Here is a 26,432-nt window from a genome sequence, read left to right on the forward strand (position 1 = left end):
TTCTCACGGATGTGACCTATGAACAAACATTGCTATCGCATTATCTTCAGCCGCACCCACGGGGAGTTGCGGGTGGTGTCCGAACTGGCCCGCAGCTGCAGCAGCGAGCCGGGGCAACGCATCGGTTCAGGAATAACGGGTGGAAGTCGTCTGTGGGTCACCGTGCGTCGGTCAGTGTGGCTGCTTGGGCTGTTGATGTTCGCCGGCCCCGTCATGGCAGACGGCATTGTCGCGGACGGCGGTGCCAATCCTTCCCAGCGGCCGGAGGTCATCAATACCCAGAACGGCTTGCCGCAGGTCAACATCACCGCCCCCAACCAGGCTGGGGTTTCACATAATCAGTATCAGCAGTTCGACGTCGACGCCAAAGGCGCCATCCTCAACAACTCGGCGGTGATGACCGCGACCCAGATGGCCGGGATGATCCAGGGTAACCCTAATCTCAATCCCAATTCCGCGCCGGCTCGCGTCATCCTCAACGAAGTCAACAGCAACAATCCCAGCCAGCTGCGCGGTTTTATGGAAGTGGCCGGCGGCAAGGCGCAGGTGATTGTGGCCAACCCCGCCGGCATTGTCTGCAACGGCTGCGGCACCATCAACGCCGGACGCATGACGCTGACCACCGGTAAACCGCAACTGAACGCCGATGGCAGTGTGGCGGGCTACCAGGTCGAGCGTGGCGTGGTGCGCATCGAGGGCGGTGGGCTCAACGGCGATACCCGTCATGATACCGAGTACGTCGACATTCTGGCGCGCGCGGTGGAGGTCAACGCCGGCGTCTGGGCTAAAGAAGGCGTGACGCTGGTGGCTGGCCGCAATCGCGTGAGCGCGGACGGCAAAACCGCTGCGCCGCTTTCGGGCGACGGCAGCGCCAGGCCTGAGCTTGCCATCGATATGGGGCAGATGGGCGGCATGTACAGCGGCAGTATCCGCATGATTGGCACTGAAGCCGGCGTCGGCGTGCGTAACCAGGGCGGACAGGTCCAGGCGGGCAAAACGCTCACCGTGAGCAGCGAAGGCAAGCTCAGCTGGCGCTCTGGTGCGCCGGATGCGGCCACGCAGGCCGGCGGCGATATTCAGCTGGCGGCAAAAGGCGACATCGAGACGCACGGGAAAGTGTATAGCGGTGGCCAACTGGCCGTGCAGAGTCGCGAGGGAATGTTAACGCAATCCGGTACGTTGGCGGCGGCCGGGAATGTGCACCTGAATGCCGCGCGCGGCATCCAAAGCAGTGGCCACCTGCTGGCGGGCAGTAATGCCGACAGCACGCTGGTCCATGATGCCAATCTGCAGCTTGATAGCCAGGGCGAAATTCGCGCCAGTGGCAGTCTGCTCAGTAAAAAGAACGTCAACGCGACCGGGCGGCGGGTGGATATCAGCGGCGCGCAGGTCGGAGCCGGCCGTACCGCGCTGACGGCCCGCGAGGGCGGGGTGGTATTGCGCCAGTCCACCGTAGACAGCGGTGAGCTGGCCGTGAGCACGAAGGGAAATGTGGATGCGCAGCAGGCCAGGGTCAAGGCCGGGCGCTGGACGGTGGATGCCGACAACCTGTCCAACCAACAGGCGACCTGGTCACAGACCGGTGACGGTGAAAGCCGTTTCACCCTGGCAGGCGCACTGGATAACAGTGACGGCACCATCGAGACGCAGAGCCTTCTGCTTTCGGCCGGCCGGCTGGTCAATCAGCGTGGTCGCCTGGTGGCGCTGGGGGAAACGGCACAGCACTGGCGAGTGGGTGGCCTGCTCGACAATGGCGGTGGCACGATGGGCAGCAACGGAGCTCTTCGCCTCGACGCCGGCCGCCTCGATAATCAGCGCGGCACGGTAAAAACCCAGGCGGGCTTCACGCTCCATGCTGATGGCGCGGTGAATAATGCCGGGGGCAATCTGCTGGCCGGGAACGGCCTGGCGCTTGAGGCAGGTAGCGATCTGAATAACCAGTCCGGCACCCTGAGTGGCGATGACATGCGTCTGGCGGTACAACGGCTGGATAACGCGCAGGGGCAGATCATCGGCCAGGGCAATCTCGACCTGACGGCCAGCCGCCTGGATAACCAACGCGGCCTGATGGGCGCCGGCAAGGCGCTGGATATCCATACCGGCGACTGGGACAACCGTGGCGGCACGGCGCAAGGCGAAACGGCCGTCACGGCAACGGCAACGACCCTCAACAACGACGGTGGCAAGCTGCTGTCCGGCCAGGCATCAACCCTGACGACCTCGGGTAATGCCAGTAACTGTGGCGGCGAAATCAGCGCCGCGGTGCTGGCGGTGAAGTCTGACCGTCTCGACAACACGCAGGGCAAGGTGATTGGCCGACAACGGCTTGAGCTGCATGCCCGTCAGGGGCTGGACAACACGCAGGGGCTGCTGGGCGCCGGTGAGATGCTGACGGTGAGCAGTGAGGGCGAGCTGAACAATCATCACGGTAGGGTGCAGGGAAATGGGCAAACCACGGTGTCAGCGCGAGACGTCCACAACGAGGCCGGCAAGCTGCTGGGTGGGCAAAGGCTCTCTCTCACTACGTCGGGTGTGCTTGGCAACCGCGAGGGGGAAATCAGCGGCGAGTCGCTCACGCTAACGGCGCAGCGCCTCGATAACGCTCAGGGCAAGGTGGTCGCCAGGCAGGATGCGAACCTGACGGCGAAGCAAGGGTTGAGCAACGCCGCCGGCTGGCTTGAAGGCGGCAGCACACTCGCCGTCAACACCGATGGCGATTGGGACAACCAGGGTGGCACCGCACAAGGTGGCCGGCAGGTCACCGCCAGCGCGCAGTCGCTTGACAATACCGGCGGGCGGCTGCAGTCCGGCGGTAACCTGACGCTTGACGCCGCAGGCAATATCCTCAATCGCACCGGCAAACTGACCGCGCAGCAAGCCCTTGCCGTTAACGGCGGTGCAGCCAGCCTGTTCGATAATGATGGCGGCTCCCTGCAGAGCGGTGGCGACCTGTCTCTGCAGGGAGGGCAGTTGACCAACCGCACCGCCGGTGTGGTGCTCGGCGGGCAGGCGCTTTCCCTGAACCTGACCGGCGGCTGGGACAATCAGGGCGGCACCTTGACCGGCAATGGCCGCACGCAGGTGCGTGCCGCCAGTCTGCTCAATGCTCAGGGCGCCATCAACGCGCTGGGCAGCCTGGATATGCAGTTCACCGGCAAGCTGGATAACGGCCAGGGGCGGATTTTTAGTCAGTCGTCTCAAATGCTGCAGGCGCAGGATATCGTCAACGCGCAGGGTTGGATGGGCAGCCAGGGGAGCTGGCGGACCAGAAGCGGCGGTTTTGACAATACGAATGGCAGCGTACAGAGCCAGCAGGAAGCACAGCTGGCGGCTGATTGGTTGGATAACGCCAGGGGCGTGATGCAATCGGCACAAAACCTGGCGCTGCGCATCAAACAGGATATCGATAATCGCAACGGCAAGGTCTCGGCGCAGGGGCAGCTTGCTGTTGCAGGCGCCAAAGATGGCGAACATGCCGGCGCCATCAATAACGCGGGTGGTCAGTGGCTGGCGGGCCAGGCGCTGACTATTGCCGCCCGTAGCCTTGATAACGCACAGGCGGGGCAACTCTACAGCCAGAAGCAGCTGCGGCTCAATCTGAACGGTGGGCTGGACAACCGCGGCGGGAAAATACAGGGCGGCGGTGCGCTGGCGCTTGACGCACAAACGCTGAATAATGCCGGCGGGACGATAGACGGCCAGCAACACGTAGCGCTGCGTATTCTTGGCTTGCTGGAGAATACCGACGGTGCCGTGCGCAGCAATGGCGACCAGAAGGTGTCGGCCGCCGGTATCAATAATACACGCGGCGTATTCAGCAGCCGCGGCGGCATCGCGGTGGCATCAAAGCAGCTGGACAACGCCGGAGGTACGCTCATCAGTCAGGGGGCGGGTATCTACCGACTCGACCGGCTTAACAATCAGCACGGCAAGGTGCACAGCGGTGACTCGCTCACCCTTGAGGGGGCGCAGGTCAACAACCGGGGTGGGCAATTAGTGTCAACCCAGGGGCTGGCGCTCAAGGCCGGGACGCTCGATAACAGCGGTCAGGGCACGCTCAGCAGCCAGGCGGCTCTCAATCTACAGGCCGACCGTCTGAACAATCGCGATGGCGGGTTGATACTGGGCACCACACGCGCCGACATCACCTCTCATGATATCGACAATACCGCAGGCCGCCTGCAGAGTAGCGGCCAGATGACCCTCGCGGGGGTAACGCAGCTGGACAACCGCCAGGGGCGTATCCTGGCCAACGGCAACCTCAATATCAATACTGACCGGTCACAGACCGACTCGCCGCTGGCGCTGCTCAACCAGGGCGGGCGCGTGGAGAGCGCCGGGCAACTCACCGTGCATGCGCGTACCTTGGATAATCAGAACGGTACCCTGCTGGGGCTGCAGGCGCTGACGCTGTCCGCGCAGCAGGACTACACCCATCAGACCGGCGAAACGATCAGCAGTAACGGCACGGTGACGTTCTCCCTGAGCGGCGCCTTTACCAACCTGGCGGATTGGTTGCTGCCAGGCAATCTGGCGCTCACTGCGGCCAGCATCACCAATCCGGCGACGCTGGTGGGCAAAACGCTGCGGCTGACGACCGGAGCCTTGCAAAACACCGGGCGCCTTGAGGCGGACAGCATGACGCTGAACGTCGATTCCCTGGACAACACCGCGGCGCTGATGGGCGACGACATCACCGTGAACGGGCGCATTATCGACAACCACGGTGCGCCTGCGGTGATGGCGGCGACCCACAGCCTGACGGTGCAGGCCGGTGAGCGACTGACCAATCGGGAGGGCGCGCTGATTTACAGCGCCGACCGCCTGCAGTTGCACAGCGATGACCTGATTGAAAATCGGGCCAGCTTTATCGAAGCAGACGGTGACGCCACCGTCGAGGTCCGTCGCCTGAACAACCTGCGCGAAGGGCTGGTGATTGAGCGTGACGCGGAGAAGAGCGACTACAAATGGCACCGCTACAACTACTACTGGCGCTCTTATGGTTCGGCGGTCAATCCCGACAAAAGCACCCTGGCGCCGACTACCCAACAGCTGACATTCCAGGATGATTCGGCGGCGCAAACCAACCGCTACGGCACTCTGCTGGCCATTGATGCGGCGGGCAAGCGCGCACAGGTGCGGGTCAAGGACAATAAGGGCCAATTGACCGACCTGTGGGTCAACTACCTGGCGCTCAAGCCGAATGCCGATGGCAGCTATGCGATGACGTTCTATGAAACGCGTGGGGGCAATCAGCTGGCGACCATCCCGACGCCTTATCAAAACGGCTTCCATTGGGAGCACGACTGGACGCAGGTGATGACCTGGGATCCCGAAAAGCATGTCGATATCGACAGCGCGCCGTTCATCACCGATTACAACAACTTCCGCGAACGTACCGAGAGCGGCACGGTGACGCGCGACAAGCTGGTGAGTGAGGGGATCGGCGCGCGTATTCTGGCGGGCGGCAACATGGTGCTGCGCATCACGGGAGCGTTGCTCAATGACGCCAGCGTCATTACCGCCAACGGCAATCTGACGCAGGACGGCGGCGGCAGCGTGGACAACCGCGGTTACTCGGTTAATGAGCGGCGCCAGGCGGCTATCGTTGACCATTATGACAAGGACACGCATCACTGGTACCCCACGTTCAACCGGGACGAAACCACGGCGCTGGCGACCGTTGACGGGGTGATCACCGGCAATGGCACGGTCACCATCAACGGAGCCCGCATCACCAACACCACGGTCAATCAGGCGCAAATCAGTCAACTTGATGCGGCGTTAAAGGCGGTGGATGCCGAACGCGCCGAGCTTGAGCGCAATCCGCTGGCCTTCACGGTAGAGGGCGCTGCCCGACCTGACGGCGATACGACGCTGGCGCCGGGCGAGCAAATGACAAGACCGGGCGCCACGCCGTCCTCGCCGCTGGGGCGCCCACTGCTGCCGTCTGAGCTGGCGCTGACGCAGTTACAGCACCTGGGCAATGTGGCCACCGCCATCCCCAATAACGGCTTGTTTAGTCAGCATACGGCGACCGGCAGCCCGTTCCTGGTGGTGACCGATGAACGCTTTACCCGCCGCGACAACTTTATCAGCAGCGACTATATGCTAGAACGCGTAGGGTATGACCCCGCGCAGACCCATAAGCGCCTGGGCGACGGCTTTTACGAGCAGCGTCTGGTGCGCGAGCAGGTGCTGGCGCTGACCGGCAAACCGTCCGTCAAGGGCTGGGATGCGATGGAGCAGTATCAGCAACTGATGAACAACGGCAGTAAAGTCGCCCAGGACTTCCATCTGGTGCCGGGCGTGGCCCTGACGCCGGAGCAAATTGCAGCGTTGCAACAGGATATCGTCTGGCTGGTGAGCGAGACGGTGCAAACGGAAGGCGGCCCGCAAACGGTGTGGGTACCGAAGGTGTACCTGGCACAGACTACGCTGCGCCTGACCGGCGATGGCGCGGTGATTGGCGGTGGCGACCTGCAACTCTCGGCAAACAGCATCACCAATGCCGGCAACCTGTTTGCCGACAAAGCCCTGACGGTCGACGCCGGGCAGTTCCTGCATCAGGGCGGCGACATCAAAGCCGGCAGCATTGACGTGCAGGCCGACAGTCTGGCCATGAGCACTAACCTGCAGGATGCGCTGCGCCAGGCGACCATGAGCGCCGGCGATATTCGCCTGCGCGGCACCGATATCACGCTCACGGGGGCGAAACTGGATGCGGCCGATACGCTCAGCCTGAGCGCGCGTAACGATCTGACCATCACCGCCGCGAAAAGCAGCCATACCGCCGATCTTGAGGTTATCTCCGGTTCAATGGGTAACCGCACCCGCGGCGGCACGGAAGCGGCAGGCTCCCGGATGGCGCATGTCAGCGGCGAATGGCAGCAGGCTCAGGGGAGTGAGCTTAACGCCGGCGGCAACCTCACGCTCAATGCCGGGCGAGACGTCACGTTCACGGGCAGCCAGGCCAGCGCCGCCGGCAGCACCCGCGTGCAGGCCGGCGGCGATATCAACATCAGGGCCGAAAGCACCACCAATACCACGCACCTGGACGCCAACAGCCGTACTTCATCAGTCAGCAACGACCGCCAGGAAGAGCGCCTGACATTAAGCGCACTCAGCGGAGACCAGGGCGTTACCCTGGTGGCGGGCAACCGCCTGTTGGCCGAAGGCGCGCAGATTGACAGTAAAGAGGGGCGTATTGGCGTCAGCGCGCGGGACGTGACCATTAAAGACGCGCGCACCCGCACGCAGGACCAGGACAGCGAAAACAAACGCGAGGGCAAAACCAAAAGCCGTCGCATCGAACAAACCGAGCGCGAAATCAGCATCGGCAGCACCTTCAACGGGCGCGAGGGCGTGACCGTGATCGGGCGTGAAGGCGACGTCACGGTCACCGGCAGCACCTTGCACAGCGAGCAGGGTACCGTTGCCCTGCAGGCGAAGCAGGATGTGACCCTCAATACCGCCACCGAACGCGAGTCGACCTTCAGTGAAGAGCGGTCTCAGAAAAAAGGCTTCCTGAAAAAAAGCAGCAGCCACAGTATCGCCAATGACGCGACCACGCGCGAGAAAGGCAGCCTGCTGAGCGGCAACAGCGTCAGCGTCAACGCCGGTAACGACCTGACGGTTACCGGCTCGGCCATTGCCGCCGACCGGGACGTGAACCTGCAGGCCGGCCGTAACGTCGATATCGGCGCAGCCACCGAGACCGACACGCACTACCGGCTGGAGGAGAATAAAAAGAGCGGCCTGCTGGGCAGCGGCGGTATTGGGTTCACCATTGGCAAGCAGTCGAGCAAACACGAAATCGACGAGAAAGGCCGGACCCAGAGCCAGAGCGTCAGTACCGTCGGCAGCAGCCAGGGCAGCGTCAATATCACGGCGGGCAACCAACTGCACATTGGCGGCGCCGACCTGGTGGCGGGCAAGGACCTGGCGTTGACCGGCGACAGCGTGACTATCGACCCCGGCTACGATCAGCGCACGCGCAAAGAAACCTTCGAGCAGAAGCAGAGCGGCCTGAGCGTGGCGCTGTCGGGCACCGTAGGCGGCGCGCTCAACACCGCCGTCAGCTCGGCGCAGCAGGCGCGAAAAGAAGGCGATGGGCGCCTGAATGCGCTGCAAAACACCAAGGCGGCGCTGTCCGGCGTGCAGGCTGCACAGGCTGCTGAACTCGACAAGCTCAATGCAGATGCGGGGAAAAGTGCCACCAACACGGTAGGCATCAGCGCCTCCTACGGCAGCCAGTCGTCGAAAAGCGAAACCTGCACCGACAGCCGCCAGTCGCAGGGCAGCACGCTTACCGCCGGGCAAAACCTGTCGATAACGGCAACCGGTAAAAGTCACAACGCACAGAGTGGCGATATCACTATCACCGGCAGCCAGTTGAAGGCGGGCAAAGACCTGTCGCTCGATGCGGCGCGGGACATTACCCTGCAGTCGGCGCAGAACAGCGAAAGCACCGTCGGCAAGAACAGCAGCAAAGGCGGCAACGTCGGTGTCGGCATCGGCGCAGGCTCGGGCGGCTATGGCATCAGCGTCTCGGCCGGCGTCAATGCCGGCAAGGGGCATGAGAACGGCAACGGCCTGACGCATGCCGAAACCACCCTGGATGCGGGCAGTAATCTCAACCTGACCAGCGGCCGCGACACCCGGCTGACCGGCGCGCAGGCCAGCGGAGAAAAGGTTACCGTCGACGTGGGCCGTGACCTGACGCTGCAAAGCCAACAAGACAGCGACCGCTATGACGCCAAACAGCAAAACGCCAGCGCGGGCGGCAGCTTCACCTTCGGCTCGATGACCGGCTCAGCCAACGTAAGCGCCAGCAAGGACAAGCTGCACAGCAACTTCGACTCGGTAAAAGAGCAGACCGGGCTGTTTGCCGGCAAGGGCGGGTATGACGTCAAGGTCAAAGAACACACCCAGCTCGACGGCGCCGTTATTGCAAGCCAAGCGGACAAAGAGAAGAACCGCCTCGATACCGGCACGCTGGGCTGGACGGACATCCACAACCAGGCGGACTACAGCGCAACGCATAGCGGCGGCAGCTTCAGCACCGGCGGGCCGGTGGGCAAGGAGCTGTTGACCAACACGGCCGGCGGCATGCTGTCGGGCGCTAACCACAGCGGGCACGCCGAGGGCACGACAAAGGCCGGCGTCAGTGAGGGAACGTTGATAGTCCGCGACACTGGCAAACAGCAGCAGGATGTGGCGCAGCTGAACCGGGATACCGAGCATGCCAACGACGGCAGCATCAGCCCGATATTCAACAAGGAGAAGGAGCAGAAGCGGCTCAAGCAGGCGCAGCTGATCGGCGAGATCGGCGGCCAGGCGATGGACGTCATCCGCACGCAGGGCGATATCGCCGGGCTGAAAGCGCAGAAAGACCCGGTAGCGCTGGCGCAGGCCAGGGAGCAGCTTGAGAAGAGCGGCAAACCGACGAACGATGCGGCGGTGATGAAGCAGGCGTATGACAACGCGATGCGGCAATACGGCACCGGCAGCGACCTGCAGAAGGCGGCGCAGGCGGTAACGGGTGCGCTGACGGCGCTGGCAGGTAATAACCTGGCGGGTGCGCTGGCGAGCGGTGCTTCGCCGTACCTGGCGACGGAAATCAAGAAGCGGGTCGGTGAAGACAACATCGCCGCCAATGCGATGGCGCACGCGGTGCTGGGCGCAGTGACGGCGCAGCTGAACAACCAGTCGGCCGCAGCAGGCGGACTGGGCGCCGGCGGCGGGGAACTGGCGGCGCGCTACATTGCCGGCCAGCTGTTCCCGGGCAAGACGGCGGAGCAGCTGAGCGAAAGCGAGAAGCAGCAGGTGAGCGCACTGAGCCAGCTGGCTGCAGGGCTTGCAGGCGGGCTGGTGACGGGCGATACTGCGGGAGCGGTGACCGGCGGGCAGGCCGGGAAGAATGCGGTGGAGAATAACGCACTGAGTGATATTGTTGACGCTGTATCTCAGGGTAAGACTCCTCAGCAGGTAGCCGAAGAGCGTGTCGATGCAGAAAACGAGCGCTATAAGCAGCAAAACTGTGCCGGAATGAGCGCGGAAGTGTGCTCGGTGAAGATGTATACTGAACGCCGGGAAGAGCTGAAAGATATCCTGTCGACAGGTGCAGATTTTGTGCCGGTGGTAGGGGATATCAAGAGTTTTGCGGAAGCTCAGAGTGCTTTGGATTATCTGGTTGCGGCGATAGGCATCATTCCTGGGGCTGGAGATGCAGCAGGTAAGGTGATCAAGGCGGCAGAAACGGCGCTGAAGAAAGGGGATGTTGCTGAAGCATCGAGGCTGATTAATAAGGCTAGTAATGAAATATCGGCAAAAACCCCAACTGGCTCGAAAGGTAACCCGCTAAATGTAATTGATGGCTCAAATAAACCAACAATAATCAACAACCGGGACTACTCTAGTCACTCACTGGATCGTATGCAACGTCAAGGAATCACACCAACGACAGTTGAAAATGCAATACGTCCAGAAAATGCTGTGGCGGGTAAAAGAGCAGGAACAACAGCATATTACGATGGTAATAACAACATAACAGTAATTACAGATACAAAAACCGGAACTGTAGTTACTGTCGACTTCGGAAAAATTAAACAATGACCTTACTCTCTACTATGAAGTTGAGTGAATACGATCAACGACAGCTTTCCCTGATGAGAGAAATGTTGGCGTTGTATGCATCAGATAAAATATCACTCAAAAAGCTGATTGATAATTTGGAAGGGTTATTGTTCTGCTTACAAACTGTTGATGTTGAATGGAAGAACGATTTCCATGAATATTGGTTCATCTTAGAGCAGGTTTATGCAGTTTCAGCATTTAGAAATGAATGCATTGATCCTGAAGATCCTGATATACAGGAATCACTGAAACAATTAGGACATTTATTGAAAAGTTAACGTGGAGAATAACTATCTGAATCAGTCTCAGTCTATTCGGTCGCTGCAGGCGGACTGGGCGCGGGTGGCGGTGAACTGGCGGCGCGCTACATTGCCGGGCAGCTGTTCCCGGGCAAGACGGCAGAGCAACTGAGCGAAAGCGAGAAGCAGCAGGTCAGCGCACTGAGCCAGTTGGCGGCGGGGCTTGCCGGCGGGCAGGCTGGCAAGAATGCGGTGGAGAATAACTATCTGAGCAGTAAGCAGATAGATGCTTGGTCGGCAGAAATGAAATCCTGCTAGGCTGGCGGTGGTGACTGTACTGGGATTATTAAAAAGTACGAAGAACTGAGTACCGCCCAGCAGCAACAGCTAATCAGCGATTGTGCAAGCAGCCCAACAACCTGTCAGAAGAAGTACGGTGAGGGCCTGGCGGACAGTCTGGCAGTGAAGCAGGCTATAGATCGTGCCTTGGGTGAAGATATCCCGATCAAGATGGTCTATGATCTGACGGCGACCTAGGCGCACCAGATGGATGCCGACGGGGTTATTGCCAGCAATAAAGTGTCAGAGCAGATCATGGCCAAATATGGTCTTGATCAGGTTCAGGCGGATTTGATCGCAGGTGTAGCGTTAAGTGCACTGGGTGGGGTGAGCAAGGCTGGGAAAGGTAGCGCTATCCCTGTACCTGAACCAGTGAAAACGAGCAATGGATTTGTTTATCAGTCAAACTCCAAGCATACCCTTGGAGGGGTAGGCAATAGACCTAATGCCGGAATTGAGCCTAAAAATTCACTGTTTCTTTTTGAAAATTCAGTGCTGTTGACAATAAAAGGTAAAGAGCATAAGGCTCGTTACACAATAGACAGTAATGGCGATATACACAGACTTTCTCCTGATAATACAGGAGGTTTTCACTGGTCTGGTAGTACGGCGGATCCGAAAAATAAACTTGAATTACCGAATGACGTTAGGGCTGCTTTAAGAAAACAGGAAGGGTGGAAAATAAAATGATTGTTGGAAATGCTTTGGAAATAGGTATTCAGATAGAGTATGTGCTTGAATTGACTTCCCCAAGCGGTCTTTTCAATTTTATTGTTGGTGATACCTTAATTCCTGGGAAAGGGACGGTTACGGATCTTTATGTTGTTATATCTTCATTAAAAGATAGTCTGAATAGTCAATTAGGTGATGGGGTAAGGGATATTGGAAATATCTCTTTGGGTGACTTGGATTTCTCTGATGGTGCACCAGAGAATGTGATCTGGCTTGATGTTTGTGAACTGTCGGATTATGGATGCGTGTTCTGGTTGGGTTTTGATGGTGATTCTGAACGATTTTTTTACTCGACTGATTTCGAAAAAACAATCCAAGAAAAAACCTTTCCAAGAGGGACTGTTGAAACGTTAATTAATAGTTTGCCAGATGCTCATAATCTTAGAATCAATAGAGTTAATGACCAAACAATAATAACGGAGGTTATTGTTTGATTTTTATAAGTCATGGCTAAGCGGTAGGGATTGCTTCTACGCTCTGAACTATCATTACTGTAACTAAATAAAATTGGGTACAGCGGTGGGTTGAAGTTGTTGCATGTCGGTGATTTCGGCTTCGATAAGCCAATGGCGCACAGCTGAACCGGGATACCGAGCATGCCAACGACGGCAGCATCAGCCCGATATTCAACAAGGAGAAGGAGCAGAACCGGCTCAAACAGGCGCAGTTGATTGGGGAGATTGGCGGCCAGGCGATGGACGTCATCCGCACGCAGGGCGATATCGCCGGGCTGAAGGCGCAGAAAGACCCGGCGGCGCTGGCGCAGGCCAGGGAGCAGCTTGAGAAGAGCGGTAAACCGACGACCGATGCGGCGGTGATGCAGCGGGCATACGACAACGCGATGCGGCAATACGGCACCGGCAGCGACCTGCAGAAGGCGGCGCAGGCGGTAACGGGGGCGCTGACGGCGCTGGCGGGCAATAACCTGGCGGGCGCGCTGGCGAGCGGTGCCTCGCCGTACCTGGCGACGGAAATCAAGAAACGGGTTGGTGAAGAGAATATTCCTGGGGGCGACATCTTCAGACAAACGGTCGTCCGTTAACGGCCCAACCCCTCAAGCAGCGCATTGCTCAAGAGGCCGGCCGTTTCTCCTAACGGCGAGACTCAGCCGCGGCCGGTCTCCTCCCGCAGCGCGGCGCTCACCTCATGTGCCGTCGGGTGTTCGGCACGCAGCGCCCGGCGGATCGCGAAGAAGGCGGCGATCAGCATGGTTACCGCCACCAGCATAAAGAACCCGCACAGCGCGGCGTTGATTTGGTTGCTGAAAACGATGGTCTCCATGTCTTTCAGCGATTTGGCCGGCGCAATGATCGTGCCTTGCTCAATGCCGGTGGAGAATTTCTTCGCCTGCGCCAGGAAACCGATGCTCGGTTTTTCGTGGAAGATCTTCTGCCAGCCGGCGGTCATCGAGGTCACGAACAGCCAGGCGGTCGGCAGGATCGTAACCCAGGCGTAACGCTGTTTTTTCATCTTGAACAGCACCACGGTGCCGAGGATCAGCGCCATTGACGCCAGCATCTGGTTGCCGATGCCGAACAGCGGCCACAGGGTATTGATGCCGCCGAGCGGATCGACCACGCCTTGATACACGAAGAAGCCCCAGCCGGCTACCGCCACCGTGGTACCCGCCAGATTGCCGAACCACGAACGGTTGTTGGCCAGCTGCGGCACCGCCACGCCCACCAGATCCTGCACCATAAAGCGGCAGGCGCGGGTACCGGCGTCGACGGCGGTCAGGATGAACAGTGCTTCGAACAGAATGGCGAAGTGGTACCAGAAGGCCATCATCGCTCGGCTGTTGAACACGTCGCTGATGATGTGCGCCATGCCCACGGCGAAGGTCGGGGCACCGCCGGCGCGCGACAGGATGGAGTTCTCACCTACCTCTTTAGCGATCAGCGCCAGCGTTTCCGGCGTGACGATAAAGCCCCAGCTGTTAATGACCTGCGAAGCATTTTCCACCGTGGTGCCGATTAGTGCCGCCGGTGAGTTCATGGCGAAGTATACGCCCGGATCCAGCACCGAGGCGCAGATCAGCGCCATGATAGCGACGAAAGACTCCATCAGCATGGCGCCGTAACCGATAAAGCGAATGTGGCTTTCGCGTTCCACCAGCTTGGGCGTGGTGCCGCTGGAGACCAGCGCGTGGAAGCCGGAAATGGCGCCGCAGGCGATGGTGATGAACAGGAACGGGAACAGGGCGCCGGCGAACACCGGGCCGCTGCCGTCGATGAAGCGCGAGACCGCCGGCATTTTCATCTCCGGCATGGCGAAGACGATGCCGATGGCCAGGCCGATGATGACGCCGATTTTCATAAAGGTGGAAAGGTAGTCGCGCGGCGCCAGCAGCAGCCACACCGGCAGCACCGAAGCGACGAAGCCGTAGATCACCAGCACCCAGGTCAGGGTGGTGCCGTGCAGCGTGAAGAACGGCCCCCAGTAGGGATCTTGCGCCACGTTGCCGCCGTAAATGATCGCCAGCAGCATCAGCACGAAGCCAATCACCGAAATTTCAGCGATCTTGCCCGGCCGGATAAAGCGCATGTAGATGCCCATGAACAGGGCGATCGGGATGGTGGCGGCGATGGTGAACAGCCCCCACGGGCTGTCGGCCAAGGCTTTTACCACCACCAGCGCCAGCGCCGACAGAATGATGATCATCACCCCCAGCGCGCCGAGCATGGTGATTACCCCGGCGAATGCGCCCAGCTCTTGCTTGGCCATTTCCCCCAGCGAACGCCCGTCGCGGCGCGTGGAGATGAACAGCACCAGGAAATCCTGCACCGCGCCGGCCAGCATAACGCCGACCAGGATCCAGATGGTCCCCGGCAGGAAGCCCATCTGCGCGGCCAGAATCGGCCCCACCAGCGGCCCGGCGCCGGCGATGGCGGCGAAGTGGTGGCCGAACAGCACCCATTTGTTGGTGGGCACGTAGTCCAGGCCGTCGTTGTGGCGTTCTGCCGGGGTCAGACGGCGGTCGTCCAGTTCAAAGACCTTGTCGGCAATGAACCGGCTGTAGAAGCGGTAGGCGATGCTGTAGCAGGCGACGGCGGCGACCACCAGCCAGACGGCGTTGACGTGTTCGCCGCGGCTGAGCGCCAGCATGGCGAAGGCGAAGGCGCCGGCCAACGCCACCAGCAGCCAGATAAGTCCTGACCTGATGTTTTTCATGGAACAACTCCTTGGCGTACAGAGGTAAAAATCGACGTTGTTATTAGGAATGACGTTTTAACAGTAGAAGTTTTGCCGCCGAACCGCGGCAGGTCGGATGAGAAATGTGAAGCAGGTGGGGTTTTAGTGTAAAAACAACGTGATGAAACCGCGTTGGCGCAGGCTACCGCCCACAGAACCCCGGGCAGTTATTCATTCTGCATTTTCACGGCGCGTACAGCGAATCATCGTCGTTTTTTATCCGGGTACGGCGTCTGGCGGATTATTATTTTATCTGTCGAGGCGTGCCGAAATAAAATCATCCATGCCGTGTTATACCTTTATTTTCACCCGCAGGTTAAATCATTCATAAAATAAATAATAAATCTACGAAAGGAATTTAATTATGATAAATAAAATCATCGAAGGGTATTTACCGCAGCTCACGGCCATTCGGCACGATATTCATCAACACCCTGAATTGGGTTTCGAGGAGTTTCGCACCAGCGATCTGGTGGCGGATTATCTGAATTCGTGGGGCTATGAGGTGCACCGCGGATTGGCGGGCACCGGCGTGGTGGGCACGTTGCGGGTGGGCGACGGCGTTAAACGCCTCGGGCTGCGCGCCGATATGGACGCCTTGCCGATCGAGGAGAATAACGGCAAGCCCTGGAGCAGCAGCGTGGCCAACCGCATGCACGCCTGCGGCCATGACGGCCACACCACCATGCTGCTCGGTGCTGCTCGTTACCTGGCGCAAACGCGCAACTTCAACGGCACGCTGCATCTGATTTTCCAACCGGCGGAAGAGATGCTGAACGGCGGCGCGCGCATGGTGGAACAGGGGTTGTTCGAGCGCTTCCCCTGCGACGCCATCTTCGCCATGCACAACATGCCGGGGATGCCGCTCGGCGAGTTCTTCTTCCAGCACGGCCCGTTTATGGCCTCAATGGATCAGTTCAACGTCCGGGTGCAGGGGCGCGGCGGCCACGGCGCCATCCCGCAGCTGACGGTCGATCCGGTGCTGGTGGCTTCGCATATCACCGTCGCGCTGCAGAGCATCGTTTCGCGCAATATCGATCCGCTGGAGGCGGCGGTGATCACCGTCGGCAGCATCAAGGCCGGTGAGGCGGCCAACGTGATCCCGGACAGCGCGGAGATCAAGCTCAGCGTGCGCTCGCTGGATCGCCAGGCGCGCGCCACTTTGCTGGCGCGCATTCCGGCGCTGATCGAGGCACAGGCGGCAAGCTTCGGTGCGTACGCGGTGGTGGAACACGTTAACGGCACGCCGGTGCTGGTCAACGACGAAGCGATGACCCGTTTCGCCCACCGCGTGGCGCAGCAGCAGTTCGGTGATGACCGCGCACACTACGGCGCCCGGCCGCTGATGGGCAGTGAAGATTTCGCCTTCATGCTCGATGCGCATCCGCAGGGCGGCTACCTGATCATCGGCAACGGCGATGGCGAAGGCAGCTGCATGGTGCATAACCCGGGATATGACTTTAACGACGGCTGCCTGGCGGCCGGCAGCCAGTATTGGGGAGCGTTGGCGGAAGCGTATTTAAAATAAACTCGAAAATAATAACAGGGAAGGTAATGATGAGTGAAAATACGGCTGAAACTCAGGCGGAAATAATATCGGCCCCGAGAGCCGGTGGCAAAAAGGTTATATTCGCCGCCTCCTTCGGCAATGCGCTGGAGTTTTTCGATTTCGGTATTTATAACTTCTTCGTTATTTACATCAGCGTATTGTTCTTTCCGCCGTCCAGCGATCCGCATCTGGCGTTGCTGTTGGCGTTTGCCACGTTCGGCGTCAGCTTCTTCATGCGGCCGCTGGGCGGCATTCTGATCGGCGCCTATGCCGATCGCCATGGCCGCAAGCCGGCGATGATCCTGACGATTTCCTTGATGAGCCTGGGCACGGCGATGATCGGCTTTGCGCCGACCTACGCCAGCGCCGGCTATTGGGGAACCGTCACGCTGGTGGCGGCGCGCCTGATCCAGGGCGTGGCGGCGGGCGGCGAGGTGGGGGCATCGATGTCGTTGCTGGTGGAGTCGGCGCCGCCCAACCGGCGCGGCTTCTATTCCAGCTGGTCGCTGGCGACGCAGGGCATCGCCACAGTGGTTGGCGGCGTGACCGCGCTGGCGCTCAGTGCGGCCTTGCCGGCGCTTTCCGGCGAGCCGAACGCCATGGCCGAGTGGGGATGGCGCATTCCTTTCTTTATCGGCGTGGCGCTGGCGCCGCTCGGTTGCTGGCTGCGCCTCGGGTTGGAAAGCGATCGGCCATCGGTGTCGCGGGCTCACGAGCCGCCTGTGCAGTTGCGTAAGCACTCGCGGGCGGTGGTGCTCGGCGTGATGTTGACCATCGGCGCCACCGTCGCCACTTACATCTCGATGTATTATCTCGGCACCTACGCGGTGAAATACTTGGGGATGGCGCAGGCCTACGGCTATGCCGCGATGCTGCTGGCGGGGCTCGTCACCTTCGGCGGCAGTCTGCTGGTCGGGCACTGGTGCGATCGTTACGGCCGTTTGCCGCTGATCCGCGGGTCGCGGATTGCGATTCTGATTATGGCCCTGCCGGCCTTTTGGTGGCTGAGCGCGATGCCGCACCCGGCGGTGCTGCTGCTGATTGTCGCGGTACTGGTCGGGTTGACCACGCTCGGGTCGGTGCCGACCATGCTGATGATTTCGGAGCTGTTCCCGCAGCGCATTCGCGCGCTGGGGTTTGCCTTGGTCTACAGCCTCGGGGTGGCGATCTTCGGCGGCTTCGCCCAGTACATCGCCTCCCAGTCGATCGCGCTGAGCGGTTCGCTGCTGGCGCCTGCCGTCTATCTGATGCTGGCGACGCTGGCTTCGCTGGCGGTGCTGCCCTTGCTGCGAGAAACCGGCGGCGAGCCGCTGCGCTAGCCGAAAAAAACGCCGGCGGTTTTCACCGTCGGCGTTTTGCGTAGCTGCCGTTTCAGACGGGCGTTCAGGCCGCCGGACGGGCGATCACGCTGCGGGTTTCCATGCGCACTTCGGCGATGGTGACCTGCAAGGTGTCGCTCTGGCGGTAAACCACTTCACCCTTGATCTGCACGGTGCCGGTTTCCTGGCTGCACTGCATCTCGTCGCGCACCGCGTGAATAAACGGTGCCGGGATGAAGGCAACCGCACCGTTGTCCAGCAGGCGCACACGCAGACCGCCGCGGGTCACGTCGATGATCTCGGCGTTGAAGCGGGTATCGGTACCGGCCTTGTCCTGCAGGAAGCGAGCATACAGCCAGTCGCCGACGTCGCGTTCCGCCATGCGGTTCAGGCGGCGGCGTTCCGCCAGTTGCACCGTGACGTCATCCTGCGGTTTTTCTGCCGGCTGCTGGTTGATGATCGACTTCAGCAGACGATGGTTGACCATGTCGCCGTATTTACGGATCGGCGATGTCCAGGTGGCGTAAGCCTCCAGACCCAGACCGAAGTGTGGCCCCGGCGTAGTGCTGATCTCCGCGAAGGTCTGGAAGCGGCGGATGCGGCTGTCGAGGAACTGGGTCGGCTGCGCGTCCAGGTGGCGGCGCAGTTCGCAGAAACCGTCGAGGGTCAGCAGCTTGTCGGCTTCGGCTTCCACGCCGTTGGCCTGCAATACGGTGACCGCTTGCTCGACCAGCGCAGGATCGAAACCGGTGTGCACGTTATACACGCCGAAGCCCAGGCGATCGCGCAGCACGACGGCGGCGCAGACGTTGGCGGCGATCATGCACTCTTCAACGATGCGGTTGGCGCTGCGGCGCTGCTCGGTAACGATCTCCAACACGTCGCCTTTTTCACCCAGCACGAAGCGGTAGTCCGGGCGATCTTTAAACACCAGCGCATGCTGGTGGCGCCAGGCGTTGCGCGCGTCGCAAACGCGCTTCAGCAGGGTGATTTGTTGCGCGATGGCGTCGCTCGGCGGCTGCCAGCCGGCAATGCCTTCCAGCCAGTCGGAGACTTCGTCGTATACCAACTTGGCTTTGGATTCGATCTCGGCGGCGAAGAACTGAATATCATCGCCCAGCGCGCCGTCGGCGGCGATGGTTACGCGGCAAGCCAGCACCTGGCGGCGCTCGTTAGGGCGCAGCGAGCACAGGTTGTCCGACAGATCGCGCGGCAGCATCGGGATGTTGAAGCCCGGCAGGTAGTTGGTGAAGGCGCGCACGCGGGCGATATCGTCCAGCTTGCTGCCTTGTTCGACGTAGGCGGTCGGATCGGCGATGGCGATGGTCAACTGCAGCGAACCGTCGCCGTTGTCGGTCACATACAGCGCATCGTCCATGTCTTCGGTGCTGGCGCTGTCGATGGTGACGAATTCGAGCGCGGTTAGGTCTTCACGCGCCAGCGCAGCGGCCGGCTCGCTGAGGGCCTGCATCTCCGGTGCCTCTTTCTCCAGGTTGTGACGCGCCAGCGTCACCCACCACGGGGCGAAATGGTCTTCACCTTCGGTGATAAAGTGGGTCAGATCGGCGTTGAAGCTGCGATCGCCTTTCAGCGGGTGACGGCGCATTTCCGCCACCGCCCAGTCGCCGGCCTGGAAGTTGTGGGTCAATTCACGCACCGGGCGGCACGGAATCGCATCTTTCAGCAACGGATGATCGGGCACGATGGACAGACGGTCGTCGCGCTTTTGCACGCGGCCGACAAAGCGCGACAGGAACGGCTCGACCAGGGTTTCCGGCTCGGCGATTTCGCGCTCTTTCTCGGTGTGCAGGGTGGCGATAATGCGATCCCCGTGCATGACTTTCTTCATGTACGGCGGCGGAATGAAGTAACTCTTTTGACCGTCTACTTCAAGAAAGCCAAAGCCTTTCTCAGTCCCTTTCACGACGCCTTCAACGCGCGGGGTCTGAGAGTGAAGTTGCTGTTTAAGCTGCGCCAGCAGCGGGTTATCTTGAAACATATCGTCCAGTGAATGGGTTGTGAGTGGCAAGATTTGCGGCTGACAGTTTTACGCGAATCACCCGCTGCGAGCAAGCCTAACGTCACGGAACCCCGCGTTGCCACGCGATTTTGCGCAAGAATGGTCAATCGGAGTGCTATCGATGGAAAACCCCGGCGCGAAGGCCGGGGTGAAGGGCGGGTGGCGATCAGTTCCGCAGCGGCGTCGGCTGCAGGATTTCAATCCAGTAATCGTCCGGATCGCGAATGAACGCCACGTAGTTCATACGGCCTTCATGCAGGCGCTTTTGGAAGGTGACGCCGAGGCGCTCAAACCGCTCGCAGGCGGCGCGCACGTCCGGCACCGTGACGCACAGGTGGCCAAAGCCGCGCGGCTCACCGTTGCCGTTGTGGTAGTGGAAATCGGCCTGATTTTCGGTGCCGTGGTTATGGGTCAGCTCGAGAATGCCCGGCTGGCTCAGCGCCCAGCGTTTGCGCTCATCGTCGTCCTGCGGGATCTGTTCACGCGGGCTGCGCGTCAGGTAGCAGATGGTAAACGCGGCTTCTTCGAACGTTTCCAGATAGACCGGGGTAAAGCCCAGCACGCGGGTGTAGAAATCCAGCGCTTTGGTCAGATCCTTCACGCGGATCATGGTGTGGTTGAACACGTAACCGTCGGTTACCGCGTCCGGTTGGGCCGCCACGCCGGGCAGCGTCAGTAGATCATTCATTGGCATCAGAGATCCTCCTCAGGGTGTCAGCAGACTGTAGGTGAAATCGATGCTAATCTAAAGTGATTGTTTTTAACTAAAACACTAACTAAAAGTGAATGATAGATGAAGCTGAGCCAGCTGAAGTTTTTCTGCACCGTGGTGGAGCACAAAACCATCGCCGCGGCCGCGCGCGAGCTGCACTGCGTGCCTTCCAACGTCACGCTGCGGCTGCGCGAACTGGAGGAGTCGCTGGGCGGCGAGCTGTTTTTCCGCGACAAGAACCGGCTGTACGTCAATCCCAAAGGGCGGCTGTTCTATCAGCAGGCGCGCGACATCGTGGCGCAGGCGGAGCGCAGCAAGCAGCTGTTTGCCGGCGAGCATCAGCATGGGCTGCTGAACCTCGGGGCGCTGGATTTCTCGCTGGTCAGCCATTTGCCGGCGCGCATTGCCCGGCTGCGCCGTTTACAGCCTCATCTGCACATCAACGTGCTGAGCCGCGACTCGCTGGTGCTGGAACGCATGCTGATCGACAGCGATCTTGACCTGGCGATCACCGACGGTCCGATTGTACATCCGCTGCTGGCCAGCCAAAAGGCATTCGATGAACGGCTGGTATTGCTGATGCCGGCCGATGCCGGGGAGCCCGACGCCGCGACGCTGGCACCGCTGGAGTTTTACACCTTCAGCCGCGAATGTTCGTTTCGCCTGAAGGTGGATCACTGGCTGGCCTCGCGCGGGCTGAAACCGCGCATGACGCTGGAAATGGAGTCTTATGCCGCGATGGCGGCCTGCGTGCAGGCCGGTTGTGGCGTCGCCTGCGTCCCCGGTTCGTTGCTGCCGCTGATCTTGCCGGCACCGGGGCTGAAGGTGGTGGAAATGGGCGAGGAGGGGGGGAGCGACCTGTATTTCGTCTGGCGACGGCATCAGCTGTCGGACGAGCTGCAGACCATTCTGGCGATATTGGCGCGCCCGGCGTGAACCGGGCGCGCGTTTTCAGGCGATGCGCAGTGAAGGTTGCTGTTCGCTGCGGCGAATCACTACCGGGATCGACTTCGAGGTCGGGGTGCCGGTACCGTCGCCGAAGCTGGCCAGCGGCACCAGCGGGTTGGTTTCCGGGTAGTAGGCCGCCAGGTTGCCACGCGGAATGTCGTAACTCACCAGCTTGAACCCATCCACTTTACGCACCACGCCGTCGTTCCACAGGGTTTCTATTTCTACCCGTTCGCCATCCTGCAGGCCCAGCGCCGCCAGATCCTCCGGATGGATGAACAACACTTCACGTTGGCCGTAAACGCCGCGGTAGCGGTCATCCAGACCATAGATGGTGGTGTTGTACTGATCGTGCGAGCGCAGCGTTTGCAGGGTGAACGGCGCTTGTTCGCTGCCCAGTTGCGGGAACAGGGTGGTCGGCAGCGCGGCGGCGCTGAACTCTGCCTTGCCGCTCGGCGTGGCGAAGCGCAGTTCGGCGGCGGCATTGCCGAGGTAGAAACCGCCGGGCTGGTCGCAGCGCCGGTTGAAATCTTCGAAGCCGGGAATGGTGGCGGCGATGTGATCGCGGATCAGCGAATAGTCGTCGGCCAGTTCCAGCCAGTCCAGCTGCTGGGTGCCCAGCACCGCGTCGGCGATGCCGCAGACGATCGCCGTCTCCGAACGTTGGGTCTCCGCCAGCGGCTTGCCGATGCCTTCCGAGGCGTGGACCATGCTGAACGAATCCTCGACCGTAATGTACTGCGAGCCGCTGGCCTGCATATCCAGTTCGGTGCGGCCGAGCGTCGGCAGGATCAGCGCGTCTTTGCCGGTCACCAGGTGGCTGCGGTTAAGCTTGGTGCTGATATGCACCGTCAAATCGCAGTTGCGCAGGGCGCGGGCGGTGCGCTCGGTGTCCGGCGCCGCGGCGGCCAGGTTGCCGCCCAGCGCGATCAGCACTTTGATTTCACCGCGCAGCATCGCTTCGATCGCTTCCACCGTGTTGTGGCCCAGCGCGCGGTTGGCGGTGAAGTTAAAGTGGCGTTCCAGGCTGTCGAGCAGCGCCTTCGGCGACTTCTCGTCGATCCCCATGGTGCGGTTACCCTGGACGTTGCTGTGGCCGCGTACCGGGCACAAACCGGCGCCCGGTTTGCCCAACTGCCCGAACAACAGCTGCAGGTTGGTAATTTCACGCACCGTCGCAATAGAGTGTTTATGCTGCGTCACGCCCATCGCCCAGGTGCAGATCACCCGTTCGGCGCCCTGATAGGTGGCCGCCGCCTGGCGCAGCTGCGCCTCGCTCAGGCCCGACTGCGCGGTAATGGTCTGCCACTCGGTGGCGTCTACCTGCGCCAGGTAAGCCTCTACGCCGACGCTGTGCCGTTCGATAAACGCCAGGTCGAACAGGGCGGGCTCGCCGGCGGCTAAACGCTGACGATGGGTTTCCAGCAGGGCTTTCACCATGCCGCGCACCGCCGCCATATCGCCGCCCAGATTCGGTTGGTAATAGGAAGAGCTGATCGGCGAGGATTTTGGCGTCAGCATCTGCACCGGATCCTGCGGATCGGCGAACCTTTCCAGCCCGCGCTCGCGCAGGGTGTTGAAGCTGACGATGCGCGCGCCGCGTCGGGCGGCGTTTTTCAGGCTGTGCAGCATGCGCGGGTGGTTAGTGCCGGGGTTTTGACCGAACACGAAGATGGCATCGGCCTTTTCGAAGTCATCGATGCGGATGGTGCCTTTGCCGACGCCGATGCTCTGTTTCAGCCCAACGCCGCTCGCCTCGTGGCACATATTGGAACAGTCGGGGAAGTTGCTGGTGCCGAGCATGCGGCCGAAAAGCTGATAAAGGTACGACGCTTCGTTGCTGGCGCGGCCCGAGGTATACAGCTCGATCTGGTTCGGGTTGTCCATGCCGTTGATGTGTTTGGCGATCAGCGCCAGTGCGTCCGGCCAATGGATAGGTTCATAGTGGTCGGTTTCGGCGTTGTAGCGCATCGGGTGGGTGAGGCGACCCTGATACTCGAGGAAATAGTCGCTCTGCTGCTGCAGCGTGCTGACGCTGTGGGCAGCGAAGAACTCAGGCTCCACGGCGCTGCGCGTCGCTTCCCAACTGACCGCTTTGGCGCCGTTTTCGCAGAAGCTGAAGGTGCTGTGGTTGTCGTCGCCCCAGGCGCAACCGGGGCAGTCGAAGCCGCGAGCCTTGTTGACGCGCATCAGGTTGCGCATGTTTTTTAGCGTTTGTTTACTGTCGAGGACAAAGCGGGTGGTGGCTTCAAGCGAACCCCAGCCGCCCGCCGGGCCGGTATAAGGCTTGATTGACGGTTTGAATTTCATGGTGACACTTCGCAGGTGGTTGTAGCTAAAAAGTAAACGCTTTTTTATGCGTCTTGGGTATTTATGTCACAAGTTTAGGGGAGCCGCGGGGTGGCGTCTAATCGAATGGGGCAATGGCGGCATAGAGCGCATCTATCGCCGGCGGGCGGTGCCGTAAACAAATGGTTGCATAAAGACACCCGCTGCAAAAGAGTAATGGTTTCGTCTGAAAGTGAATTCATGCAGTCTATCTCGCGGATTATATTGGCATTTTATTCAGCCTGCGGGCCTGAGGAACACAGCGTGAAGCGTTCAGTATCAGTGGTAATCGGCGGCATATTGCTGCCTTTAGCGGCGCAGGCGGCGGAAACGACGCCCAATTTTCCTACCGTGACCCCGCCGGCGATAGATGCCGCCTCTTACGTTTTGATGGATTACACTACCGGCCAGGTGTTAGCCGCCGGCAATGCCGACGAACGGCGCAATCCGGCCAGCCTGACCAAACTCATGACCGGGTTGGTGATCGACCACGCGCTCGACCAGCGCAAGATTGGCCTTGACGATGTCGTCACCGTGGGGAAAGACGCCTGGGCGCAGGGCAACCCGGTGTTCAAAGGATCTTCGTTGATGTTCCTGAAGCCAGGTGACAGGGTCACGGTTCGCGATCTCAGCCGCGGTATCATCATCGATTCCGGCAACGACGCCTGCGTGGCGATGGCGGACTATGTGGCGGGCAGCCAGGCCAACTTCGTCAAGCTGATGAACGAGAAGAGCGCGCAGCTGGGCCTGCAGAACACCCATTTCGAAACGGTACACGGGCTGGATGCGCCGGGGCAGTTCACCACCGCCGGCGATCTGGGGGTGATTGCACGCGCCATCATCATGAGTGAACCGGCGGAATACCATATGTACAGCGAGAAGTCGCTGACCTGGAATGGTATCACGCAGCAGAACCGCAATGGCCTGCTGTGGGATAAGACGCTGCACGTCGATGGGCTGAAAACCGGGCACACCGCCTCGGCCGGCTTCAACATCATCGCCTCCGCCACCGAAGGGGATCGCCGCTTGATTGCCGTGGTGATGGGCGGCAAAAGCTCTAAAGGGCGCGAGGAGCAGGCGCGTAAGCTGTTGACTTGGGGGCTGCGCGACTTTGCCACCGTACACCTGTTCAGCGCCGGCCAGAGTCTGGGGGAGGAGCCGGTCTGGTACGGCGAGGATCACCGGTTACCGGTCGGTAGCGCGCAAGAGGAGTCGCTCAGCCTGCCGAAAAGCGAGGCGGACAAGCTGAAGGCGCAGTACATAATCAATACCGCACGGCTGGAAGCGCCGATTGGCAAAGGGCAGACCGTTGGCGAGATCCGCATCAGCGACAATGGCCAGGTGGTGAAAACCCTGCCGCTGGTGGCGCTGCAGGCGGTGCCGCAGGGCGGCGTGTTCTCGCGCCTGGTGGATTACGTGAAGCTGAAACTCTGACTCGCCGGGCGGGCGACAGCGCCCGGTGATATACTGGTGCGAATGCCGATCATTGAGCCGCGCTATGGATATTAAACAACTGATTTATTTGTGTAATTTAGAACGAGAACGTCACTTCGGCCGGGCGGCGGAGGCCAGTTTCGTCAGCCAGCCGACCCTGTCCATGCGCTTGAAAAATCTGGAAAAAGAGCTGGGCGTATCGCTGATTAACCGTGGCAACCATTTCGGCGGTTTTACCGCCGAAGGCGAGCGGGTGTTGGCGTGGGCGCGTGAGATCGTCTCGGTTTACCAGGGGCTGAAGCTCGAGGTGGAGTCGCTCAAGCACGGCTTGCACGGCACGCTGCGCCTTGGCGTGGTGCCGCAGTGCAGTATTTCGGTATCGGAAATGCTCAAGGCGGTCAGCGAGCGCTACCCGCATCTCGATTACCGGCTGGCGGTGCTGAGCGCCGATCAGCTGCTGGAGGCGCTGACGGCGCATACCGTCGACATCGGCATCGGCTTTTTCGAGCTGTCGACCTTAAAGGAGCTGCATTTCCAATCGCAACCGCTGGTGGAAACCGGCGTCGAGCTGGTATTTCATCCGCAACACTTCCCGAAGCTGGTGGGCGATACGCCAATGCCGCTGGAAGCGGTGGCCGCTTTGCCGCTGTGCCTCGCCGAGCCGACGCGTTATTTTCGCCGCTATCTCGATCAACACTTCCGCGACGCCGGGTTGACGCTGCACACACGGCTGGAGACGGCCTCGATCTTCCAACTGCTGGAGGGGATTTTCGTCGGCCTGGGCTGTGGGCTGTTCCCGCGCGGCCAGCTGCAATCCCCGCTGATGCCGGAGTTGCAACGCCGTCCGGTAGCTATCGGCGCCATGCCGCGGCATGCAGCGGTAGTGGTCGATATGGCGGAGCGCGCCACGCCGTTGGCGCAAAAATTCTTTGACGCCGCCAGCGAGTGGCTGCGTCGGCGAAATGAATAGCGACGTTTAAGT

At 60.7% G+C, this 26,432-nt stretch carries 12 protein-coding genes and 2 pseudogenes; 10 read left to right on the plus strand and 4 right to left on the minus strand.

What is annotated here, in order from left to right; genetic code table 11:
* Positions 1 to 18 precede the first annotated feature (18 nt).
* The 5 genes and pseudogenes from ACUTSC_RS01610 to ACUTSC_RS01630 all read left to right on the plus strand — a co-directional run.
* Entirely contained in the window at positions 19 to 10,617 is a 10,599-nt protein-coding gene (locus tag ACUTSC_RS01610) for a hemagglutinin repeat-containing protein (protein WP_445653049.1), read from the plus strand.
* A complete protein-coding gene (locus ACUTSC_RS01615) occupies positions 10,614 to 10,916 on the plus strand; it encodes a hypothetical protein (RefSeq protein WP_197767348.1) in 303 nt (100 codons plus the stop codon). The genes ACUTSC_RS01610 and ACUTSC_RS01615 overlap by 4 nt, the downstream gene beginning before the upstream one ends.
* A gap of 36 nt (positions 10,917 to 10,952) precedes the next feature.
* Positions 10,953 to 11,906 (plus strand): annotated as a pseudogene (locus ACUTSC_RS01620) (VENN motif pre-toxin domain-containing protein); the annotation flags it as partial.
* Positions 11,891 to 12,382, plus strand: a complete 492-nt coding sequence (locus ACUTSC_RS01625; RefSeq protein ID WP_443006776.1) for an Imm42 family immunity protein — start codon at positions 11,891 to 11,893, stop codon at positions 12,380 to 12,382. The pseudogene ACUTSC_RS01620 and the gene ACUTSC_RS01625, both read left to right, overlap by 16 nt.
* Before the next feature lie 137 nt (positions 12,383 to 12,519).
* Positions 12,520 to 12,948 (plus strand): annotated as a pseudogene (locus ACUTSC_RS01630) (VENN motif pre-toxin domain-containing protein); the annotation flags it as partial.
* A gap of 104 nt (positions 12,949 to 13,052) precedes the next feature.
* Here the strand turns inward: ACUTSC_RS01630 and ACUTSC_RS01635 are convergent.
* Complete coding sequence (locus ACUTSC_RS01635) at positions 13,053 to 15,119, minus strand: carbon starvation CstA family protein (protein ID WP_197767346.1); 2,067 nt, start codon at positions 15,117 to 15,119, stop codon at positions 13,053 to 13,055.
* 385 nt (positions 15,120 to 15,504) lie between these two features.
* On the opposite strand from ACUTSC_RS01635, the gene ACUTSC_RS01640 reads away from it, so the two are divergent.
* Together ACUTSC_RS01640 and ACUTSC_RS01645 are read left to right on the plus strand one after the other, a co-directional pair.
* Positions 15,505 to 16,668: an amidohydrolase gene (locus tag ACUTSC_RS01640; RefSeq protein WP_197767345.1), complete on the plus strand. Its 1,164-nt coding sequence runs from the start codon at positions 15,505 to 15,507 to the stop codon at positions 16,666 to 16,668.
* A gap of 29 nt (positions 16,669 to 16,697) precedes the next feature.
* Complete coding sequence (locus ACUTSC_RS01645; protein ID WP_197767419.1) at positions 16,698 to 18,008, plus strand: MFS transporter; 1,311 nt, start codon at positions 16,698 to 16,700, stop codon at positions 18,006 to 18,008.
* Between the two features lie 64 nt (positions 18,009 to 18,072).
* Here ACUTSC_RS01645 and ACUTSC_RS01650 read toward each other — a convergent pair whose 3' ends face one another.
* Positions 18,073 to 20,007 carry an exoribonuclease II gene (locus tag ACUTSC_RS01650; RefSeq protein ID WP_197767344.1) on the minus strand — a complete coding sequence of 645 codons (1,935 nt, stop codon included), beginning with the start codon at positions 20,005 to 20,007 and terminating at the stop codon, positions 18,073 to 18,075.
* A gap of 187 nt (positions 20,008 to 20,194) precedes the next feature.
* Positions 20,195 to 20,722: a lactoylglutathione lyase gene (gene gloA, locus ACUTSC_RS01655; RefSeq protein WP_197767343.1), complete on the minus strand. Its 528-nt coding sequence runs from the start codon at positions 20,720 to 20,722 to the stop codon at positions 20,195 to 20,197.
* 99 nt (positions 20,723 to 20,821) lie between these two features.
* On the opposite strand from gloA, the gene ACUTSC_RS01660 reads away from it, so the two are divergent.
* Positions 20,822 to 21,676 carry a LysR substrate-binding domain-containing protein gene (locus ACUTSC_RS01660; protein ID WP_197767342.1) on the plus strand — a complete coding sequence of 285 codons (855 nt, stop codon included), beginning with the start codon at positions 20,822 to 20,824 and terminating at the stop codon, positions 21,674 to 21,676.
* Between the two features lie 15 nt (positions 21,677 to 21,691).
* Here ACUTSC_RS01660 and ACUTSC_RS01665 read toward each other — a convergent pair whose 3' ends face one another.
* Positions 21,692 to 23,998: an FdhF/YdeP family oxidoreductase gene (locus ACUTSC_RS01665; protein ID WP_197767341.1), complete on the minus strand. Its 2,307-nt coding sequence runs from the start codon at positions 23,996 to 23,998 to the stop codon at positions 21,692 to 21,694.
* 282 nt (positions 23,999 to 24,280) lie between these two features.
* On the opposite strand from ACUTSC_RS01665, the gene dacD reads away from it, so the two are divergent.
* Positions 24,281 to 25,450, plus strand: coding sequence for a serine-type D-Ala-D-Ala carboxypeptidase DacD (gene dacD / locus ACUTSC_RS01670; RefSeq protein ID WP_197767340.1), 1,170 nt, complete (start codon positions 24,281 to 24,283; stop codon positions 25,448 to 25,450).
* A 64-nt stretch (positions 25,451 to 25,514) separates the two neighbouring features.
* Positions 25,515 to 26,420: a LysR substrate-binding domain-containing protein gene (locus tag ACUTSC_RS01675; RefSeq protein WP_197767339.1), complete on the plus strand. Its 906-nt coding sequence runs from the start codon at positions 25,515 to 25,517 to the stop codon at positions 26,418 to 26,420.
* Positions 26,421 to 26,432: the final 12 nt, after the last annotated feature.

This window comes from Serratia sp. TSA_105.2 (assembly GCF_052692115.1).

Bases quoted from the DNA above. Each gene is read 5' to 3' on its own strand.
- ACUTSC_RS01610 (WP_445653049.1), top strand. From the start codon at position 19: ATGAACAAACATTGCTATCGCATTATCTTCAGCCGCACCCACGGGGAG.
- ACUTSC_RS01650 (WP_197767344.1), bottom strand. From the start codon at position 20,007: ATGTTTCAAGATAACCCGCTGCTGGCGCAGCTTAAACAGCAACTTCAC.
- ACUTSC_RS01645 (WP_197767419.1), top strand. From the start codon at position 16,698: ATGAGTGAAAATACGGCTGAAACTCAGGCGGAAATAATATCGGCCCCG.
- ACUTSC_RS01675 (WP_197767339.1), top strand. From the start codon at position 25,515: ATGGATATTAAACAACTGATTTATTTGTGTAATTTAGAACGAGAACGT.
- ACUTSC_RS01615 (WP_197767348.1), top strand. From the start codon at position 10,614: ATGACCTTACTCTCTACTATGAAGTTGAGTGAATACGATCAACGACAG.
- ACUTSC_RS01665 (WP_197767341.1), bottom strand. From the start codon at position 23,998: ATGAAATTCAAACCGTCAATCAAGCCTTATACCGGCCCGGCGGGCGGC.
- ACUTSC_RS01635 (WP_197767346.1), bottom strand. From the start codon at position 15,119: ATGAAAAACATCAGGTCAGGACTTATCTGGCTGCTGGTGGCGTTGGCC.
- gloA (WP_197767343.1), bottom strand. From the start codon at position 20,722: ATGCCAATGAATGATCTACTGACGCTGCCCGGCGTGGCGGCCCAACCG.
- ACUTSC_RS01640 (WP_197767345.1), top strand. From the start codon at position 15,505: ATGATAAATAAAATCATCGAAGGGTATTTACCGCAGCTCACGGCCATT.
- ACUTSC_RS01660 (WP_197767342.1), top strand. From the start codon at position 20,822: ATGAAGCTGAGCCAGCTGAAGTTTTTCTGCACCGTGGTGGAGCACAAA.